The following is a 5,562-nucleotide window of genomic DNA, read 5'->3' as shown; positions in this document are numbered from 1 at the left end:
CCCGAAGACGCCCGACCCGTCGGCGGCCGCGAACGCGTCCACGACCTCGTCGAGCAGCTCGGCATGCGTGTAGCCGAGCAGCGAGACGGCCCGCGAATAGCTCACCAGCGACCCCTCCGACCCCGCGATCAGCTGATCGAGCAGGGACAGCGTGTCTCGCGGAGACCCCCCGCCTGCCCGCACCACCAGCGAGAGCACCCCGGGTTCGACCGTGACGCCCTCGGTCTCGCACAGAGTCTGCACGTATTCGAGCATGGGAGCGGGAGGCACCAGGCGGAACGGGTAGTGATGGGTGCGCGAGCGGATGGTGCCGATGACCTTCTCGGGCTCGGTCGTGGCGAAGATGAACTTGACGTGGTCGGGCGGCTCCTCGACGAGCTTCAGCAGGGCGTTGAACCCCTGCGGCGTGACCATGTGAGCCTCGTCGAGGATGAAGATCTTGAAGCGGTCGCGTGCGGGCGCGAACACCGCCCGCTCGCGCAGGTCGCGTGCGTCGTCGACGCCGTTGTGGCTCGCTGCGTCGATCTCGACCACGTCGAGGGAGCCCCCGCCGTCGCGGCCGAGTTCCATGCAGCTGTCGCACACGCCGCACGGAACGTCGGTGGGGCCCTGGGCGCAGTTCAGGCAGCGCGCGAGCACGCGCGCGGAGGTCGTCTTGCCGCAGCCCCGCGGGCCCGAGAAGAGGTACGCGTGCCCGACCCGGTCGCCGCGCAGCGCGGTCATGAGCGGCTCGGTGACCTGCGCCTGGCCGATCATCTCGCCGAACGTCTCGGGACGGTATCGGCGGTACAGAGCGGTCGTCACGCGCCCAGCCTACGGCGTGCGTGCGACATGCCGCCGAGCGGGATCGCCGCCATCAGACGTCCGCGCCGTGCTCGACATCCGCTCCGATCCCGATGATCGGGATCGTCGAGGTCACGGTCGGCACGGATGCCGACAGCAGCGTTCCGTCCTCGCGCCGGATGTCGGCGAACTTCTTCAGCGACGGCCGGCCCGGGATCACCGGTCCCTGTCCGACGAGCGGCACCACGACCTCTTCGCCCGAGCCGATCGCGAACGCCTCGCCGCGGACGCTGAACACCAGCGGATCGCCCTCCCCCGCCCGGACGCGCAGCTCGTGGCGGGTCAGCGTCACCATCAGCGGCGTGCCGTGCCAGTGCACGGTGTAGGCCAGCTCTGGCCAGTCCACCGGCAGCCGCGGGTCGAAGGACAGCTCGCCGAAGTGGTCGCGCATGCCTCCGAAACCGCACACGAGCGCCGTCCACACCCCGCCGGCCGATGCCACGTGCACGCCGTCCGAGGCGTTGTTGTGCAGGTCGCCGAGGTCGACGAATATCGACTGGCGGAAGTACTCCAGCGCGAGGTCCTGGTAGCCGACCTCCGCGGCGAGGATGGCCTGCACGACGGCGGAGAGCGTCGAGTCGCCGGTGGTGAGCGGATCGTAGTACTCGAAGTCCGCCAGCTTGTCCTCGTCCGAGAAGTGGTTGCCCTGCAGGAAGAGCGCCAGCACGACATCCGCCTGCTTGAGCACCTGGTAGCGGTAGATCACCAGCGGGTGGAAGTGCAGGAGCAGCGGCCGCTGGTCGGCGGGGGTGTGCTCGAGGTCCCACACCTCGCGTTCCAGGAACACGGCGTCCTGCGGGTGGATGCCGAGGGCCGGGCTGAACGGGATGTGCATGGCCTCGGAGGCCCGCTCCCACCCTTCCGCCTCGGACGGGTCCAGGCGCAGGCGGTCGGCCATCCGCCGGTACGCCTCAGGATCGTCGCGGGCCATGTCGCGCACCGTGTGCGCTGCGAAGCGCAGGTTGAACCGGGCCATGACGTTGGTGAAGAGGTTGTCGTTCACGACCGTCGTGTACTCGTCCGGGCCGGTCACGCCGTGGATGTGGAAGGACTCCTCGCCGTCGGTCTCGAGCGTGCGCCAGAACCCCAGCGTCGCCCACAGCCGAGCGGTCTCGACCGCGATGTCGACTCCTTCGCGATAGAGGAACTCGGTGTCTCCGGTCGCCCGCACGTACTTGGCGAGAGCGAAGCAGACGTCTGCGTTGATGTGGTACTGCGCCGTTCCGGCCGCGTAATAGGCGGACGCCTCCTCGCCGTTGATGGTGCGCCACGGGAACAGCACGCCGTGCTCGTTCAGCTGATGAGCGCGCCGGCGCGCGGCGGGCAGCATCAGGTAGCGCATGCGGATCGCATTGCGGGCCCAAAGCGGCGTCGTGTACGCGAGGAACGGGAGGATGTAGATCTCGGTGTCCCAGAAGTAGTGACCGCTGTACCCGGAACCGGTGACGCCCTTCGCGGGGACGCCCTGGCCGTCGGCGCGCGCCGCGGCCTGCGCGAGTTGGAAGAGACACCAGCGCGTCCCCTGCTGCAGATCGTCGTGACCGCTGATGCGAACGTCGGAGCGCTCCCAGAATCCGTCGAGCCAGAGGCGCTGACGCTCATACTGCAGCTCGATGCCCTCGACCTCCACTCGGTCGAGGGTGCGCCGGCAGCGGTCCACCAGCTCGCGTGCGGGCACTCCGCGCGACGTGTGGTAGCTCACGAGCTTGGTGATCCGGATCGGGACGCCGGCCTTGGCCTGCACCCGGAAGACGTCTTTGGCGATGTCAGGCTCGACGAGCGTGCGGTGCGTGTACTCGTTCTCGGTCTCGATCAGGTGATCGGCCACGACCGCGATGGTCATGCCCGATTCGGTGACTTCGTAGGAGAGGGTGGAGCGGCCGCGGTCCTGCCAGTACTCCTGCGGCTGCAGCACGCGCTCCTGGATCCGCTCGGCCTTGCGCGGGTCGGGCCCGCCCTTCCTGGGGGCCAACGGCGTTCCGCCGTACACGTTCTCGCCGTCCTGGCGGTTGATCACCTGGCAGCTGACGGTGACGGGGGCATCGGCGTTGAGGACGGTGACCTCGAGGCGGAGGATCGCGAGATGCTTCTCCTCGAATGAGACGAGTCGGTCGTCCTCGATGAGGACGTCCTTGCCGGACGGCGTGGTCCAGTGGATACGACGCCGCAGCACGCCCGCACGCATGTCGAGGACGCGCTCGTATTCGCGCATGTCCGCGATGTCCAGCGACAGAGGCTCGTCATCGACGTAGACGCGCATGACCTTGGCATCGGGCGCGTTGATGATCGTCTGGCCGACCTCGGCGAAACCGTACGCCTGCTCTGCGTGACGGATCGGGAACGTCTCGTGGAACCCGTTGATGAATGTGCCGTGCTCGTGCGCGATCCGGCCTTCGATCTGGTTGCCGCGCAGTCCCAGATACCCGTTTCCGACGGAGAAGATGCTCTCGGTGACGCCGGCATCGTCGGGCGAGAAGCTGCTCTCGACGAGGTTCCAGGGGTCCACCGGGAATCGGTCGCGGTCGATCATGCGGATTTCTCCTGGGCGTCCGCCGTGGGCGCGGTGTCGGGACTGCGCACGAGCTCGGCGAGATCCTCGACGACGAGGTCCGCGCCGGCCTTGCGCAGTTCGTCCGGGCCGGTGCCGCGGTCGACGCCGATCACCAGTGCGAAGCCGCCGGCAGCGGCGGACTGCACGCCGCTGATGGCATCCTCGACGGCGACGCTCCGTGCCGGGTCGACCCCCAGCATCCGCGCGGCCTCGAGGAAGACGTCGGGTGCTGGCTTGGACTGCAGGTGATCACGCTCGGCGATCACGCCGTCCATCACCACCGCGAAGCGCTCGCGCAGACCTGCCGAGCGCAGCACCTCCTCGGCGTTCTTCGAGCTCGAGACCACCGCGGTGGGCGTTCCGGCCGCATCCAGCTCGTCCAGGAGCGCCACCGATCCGGGATACGCGACGATGCCCTCTGCCCTCAGCAGGCGTGAGAACACCTCGTTCTTGCGATTGCCGATTCCGCAGACGGTGTCGGCGGAGGTGTCGTCGGACGGATCGCCCCACGGCACTTCGACGTCGCGACTGCGCAGCAGACTGGCGACTCCGTCGTAGCGCTTCTTGCCATCGAGGTGGTCGAAGTAATCCCGCTCGGTGTACGGGGGCTGGATCCCCCAGGCGTCGAAGACCTCCTCGAACATGGTCTGCCACGCGTGCATGTGCAGCTCGGCGGTGGGAGTCAGCACGCCGTCCAGGTCGAACAGGACGGCGTCGAAGGACCTCAGGTCGGGCAGGGTGTCGACGGCCACGAATCCTCCAGGACGAGGTGCGGATGACGGGCTGCGGCTCCACATTGCGCCGTTCTGCAAGCGTAGTGCGGCACGATGAGCGCCGTAACCAAGTCCCGCTCCGGCGGCGGATCAGGCGGCGGCGACCTCGAGCGTCTGGCGGGCGATCTCGAGTTCCTCGTTCGTCGGCACGACGAGGACGGTCACATAGGAGGCATCCGTCGAGATCATCCGGATGCCGCGACCCGGCCCTTCGTTGCGCTCCGGGTCGATCTCGACACCGGCGAAGCCGAGCGTCTCCAGCGCCGCGGCACGCACGAGAGGGGTGTTCTCGCCGACCCCGGCGGTGAAGGAGACGACATCGACCCCGCCCATCTGCGCGAGGTAGGCGCCGGCGTAGCCGCGCAGCCGGTGCACGTACACCTCGAACGCGAGGACGGCACGCTCGTCGCCCCGCTGCATGGCGGAACGGATGTCGCGGTAGTCGGCGTATCCCGACAGGCCGAGCAGTCCGCTCCGCTTGTTCAGGAGATCGTCGAGATCATCGATCGTCATGCCCGCCCGTCGGGCGAGGTGGAACAGCACCGCCGGATCGATGTCGCCGGAGCGGGTGCCCATCACCAGACCCTCGAGGGGCGTGAGCCCCATCGACGTCTCGACCGAGCGGCCGCCGTCGATCGCGGTCACCGAGGCGCCGTTGCCCAGGTGGAACACGATCTGCTTGAGCTCGGCCAAGGGTCGGCCGACGAAGTCGGCGGCGGCCTCGCTCACGAACTTGTGGCTGGTCCCGTGGAATCCGTAGCGCCGGATCCGGTGCTCGGCTGCGAGGTCGGAGTCGATCGCATAGGTGTAGGCGGCGCGCGGCAGCGTCTGGTGGAAGGCCGTGTCGAACACCGCGACATGCGGGACGTCCGGGAACGCCTTGCGCGCCGCGACGATGCCGGCGAGGTTCGCGGGGTTGTGCAGCGGCGCCAGCACCGACAGTTCGTCGATCCCCGCCTCCACCGGAGGCGTGATCAGCGTCGGCTCGAAGAACCGTGCCCCGCCGTGCACGACCCGGTGGCCCACCGCGATCGGCGCATGGTCCGCGAGCGACGGGCCGTTGTCGGCGAACGCGTCGAGCATGACGGCGAACCCCGCCGTGTGATCGGGGATGGGCAGCTCGCGCTTGTACGTCGCATTCAGCATCGCGGGCGCGGGGCCGTCGGCCGGCGGGGCGTAGACCGTGTGCGACGACCGCCCTCCGGTCTCCGAGCCGGTCGAAGGGTCGCCGATCCGCTCCACGAGTCCGGAGGCGAGGACGGTCTCGGCATCCATGTCGATCAACTGGTATTTGAACGACGACGAGCCGCTGTTGACCACCAGCACGACGCTCACGCGGGCACCTGGGCCTGCGCCTGGATGGCCGTGATCGCGATCGTGTTCACGATGTCCTCC

At 68.8% G+C, this 5,562-nt stretch carries 4 protein-coding genes; all 4 read right to left on the bottom strand.

The genetic code is table 11. From position 1 onward, the window contains the following. Positions 1–804, bottom strand: an 804-nt coding sequence (gene dnaX / locus VFX99_RS03060) for a DNA polymerase III subunit gamma/tau (RefSeq protein ID WP_329664846.1), incomplete at its 3' end; no start/stop codon positions are given. Between the two features lie 52 nt (positions 805–856). Continuing rightward, a complete protein-coding gene (locus tag VFX99_RS03055; protein ID WP_329664845.1) occupies positions 857–3,373 on the bottom strand; it encodes a glycoside hydrolase family 65 protein in 2,517 nt (838 codons plus the stop codon). Next, positions 3,370–4,191, bottom strand: a complete 822-nt coding sequence (locus VFX99_RS03050; protein WP_414684312.1) for an HAD family hydrolase — start codon at positions 4,189–4,191, stop codon at positions 3,370–3,372. The genes VFX99_RS03055 and VFX99_RS03050 overlap by 4 nt, the downstream gene beginning before the upstream one ends. A 66-nt stretch (positions 4,192–4,257) precedes the next feature. Continuing rightward, a complete protein-coding gene (locus VFX99_RS03045; RefSeq protein ID WP_329664843.1) occupies positions 4,258–5,502 on the bottom strand; it encodes an acetate kinase in 1,245 nt (414 codons plus the stop codon). Positions 5,503–5,562 lie beyond the last annotated feature (60 nt).

Origin of the sequence: Microbacterium sp. (genome assembly GCF_036277215.1) — a bacterium.
Classification (GTDB): Bacteria; Actinomycetota; Actinomycetes; order Actinomycetales; family Microbacteriaceae; genus Microbacterium.
The sequence above is the reverse complement of the archived record's forward strand: the minus strand, read 5'-3'. Positions and strand labels throughout refer to the sequence as shown.